Source organism: Streptomyces brasiliensis (genome assembly GCF_014647875.1).
Classification (GTDB): domain Bacteria; phylum Actinomycetota; class Actinomycetes; order Streptomycetales; family Streptomycetaceae; genus Streptomyces; species Streptomyces brasiliensis.
In genome coordinates this window covers 1-1,294 of sequence record NZ_BMQA01000222.1, presented here as the reverse complement: position 1 = coordinate 1,294, position 1,294 = coordinate 1, and the positions used below count along the sequence as shown (strand labels likewise).

General features: G+C 69.0%; 1 protein-coding gene and 1 pseudogene. One reads left to right on the top strand and one right to left on the bottom strand.

What is annotated here, in order from left to right; genetic code table 11:
* Positions 1–55: 55 nt before the first annotated feature.
* Positions 56–700: a CBS domain-containing protein gene (locus IEZ19_RS49855; protein WP_189317970.1), complete on the bottom strand. Its 645-nt coding sequence runs from the start codon at positions 698–700 to the stop codon at positions 56–58.
* A 139-nt stretch (positions 701–839) separates the two neighbouring features.
* Here IEZ19_RS49855 and IEZ19_RS52495 point away from each other — a divergent pair.
* A pseudogene (locus IEZ19_RS52495) lies at positions 840–1,273 on the top strand (DEAD/DEAH box helicase); the annotation flags it as partial.
* Positions 1,274–1,294 lie beyond the last annotated feature (21 nt).

The window sequence follows — 1,294 nt, the reverse complement described above, 5'->3', positions numbered from 1 at the left end:
ATCTGGATCAAAGACCTCGCTCAGACCACCACTTGATCACGACTCAATACGCGCCCTAGTCCGCCCGGGCGGCCGCGAGGTGGGCGTCCACGGCGACGACACCGTCGACGCCCTGGCACAGGCCCACGACCACCGGGACAAGACGCGGTTCCGGGACGTGGCCCCGCAGGGTAACGGCACCGTCCCGGACCTCGACCGCGACGGTGCCCTCTTCCAGGCCGAGGATGCGCCCCAGGACGTCCCGCTCGACCTCGCCGCGGATTTCGACGTCGGAGCGGATGAAGGCATTCAGCAGGTCGCTACGGCTGACGATGCCAGTCAGGAGCCCATGGTCGCCGACGACCGGCAGTTGCTTGACGTGCCGCCTGCGGAGTTCCCGCGCGGCCCGGGGGATCGTCCAGTCGGCACGGGCGGTGAAGACAGGGCTGCTCATGAGCGCGCCCGCGGTCCGGGCCCGGGCCTTGCCCCACGCGCGCTCATAGCTCCCGTCCCGCCCCTGCGGATCGGGCATGCCGGTCTCGTGCCGCAGCACGTCGGACGCGGACACGACGCCGATGGGGGCGCCCTCGTCATCGATGACCGGGGCCGCGGCAATGTCGTTCGCGTCCAGCAAGGAGGCGATCTCGTGGAACGGTGTGTCGGGGCGGAGCGTGATGACTTCTTCGGTCATCACGTCACCGACCGTGCAACGGTGCAGCATGGCATCGGCCTCCTCCCCTTCGCGACGGCGCAGCGCCCCGGCCTTCGCGGCCGCTCGTCCACGCCCGTCTCCCTACCCATGACAACACCGCGCCGCTCCGGCGACCAGTGACGTTCGACCTGGCGGGGACGGCCAGCGGTCCCACCTCCGCCGCAAGGGAGCGAAGAACGGCCTGGGCAAGGACCCGGAGCGGGCGGCGGAACGTGGCGCACAGCTGACGGCGATCGACCCAGACTGGGACTGCCCCTGGCCGCTGGACTGGCAACGCCACTACCGCATCCTCGCCGACCTCTCCGCCGACGAACCCGACGGCATCCTGCCGGCCATCGCAAGACACAGCAGGCGTTCCAGCGCGGCCTGACAGCCCTCACGCAATGGGTAGAACGGGAAGGCGCCCGCCGGCCCGTACCACGCGGCCACAGCGAACAGATCACCATTGACGGCGAGACCGAGCCAGTGGTCGTCAAGCTGGGCGTGTGGGTCTCGAACACCAAATCGAGGCGCGACAAACTCGCCCTCGAGCAGTTGGACGTGCTAGGGCGCGTATTGAATCGTGATCAAGTGGTGGTCTGAGCGAGGTCTTTGATCCAGATC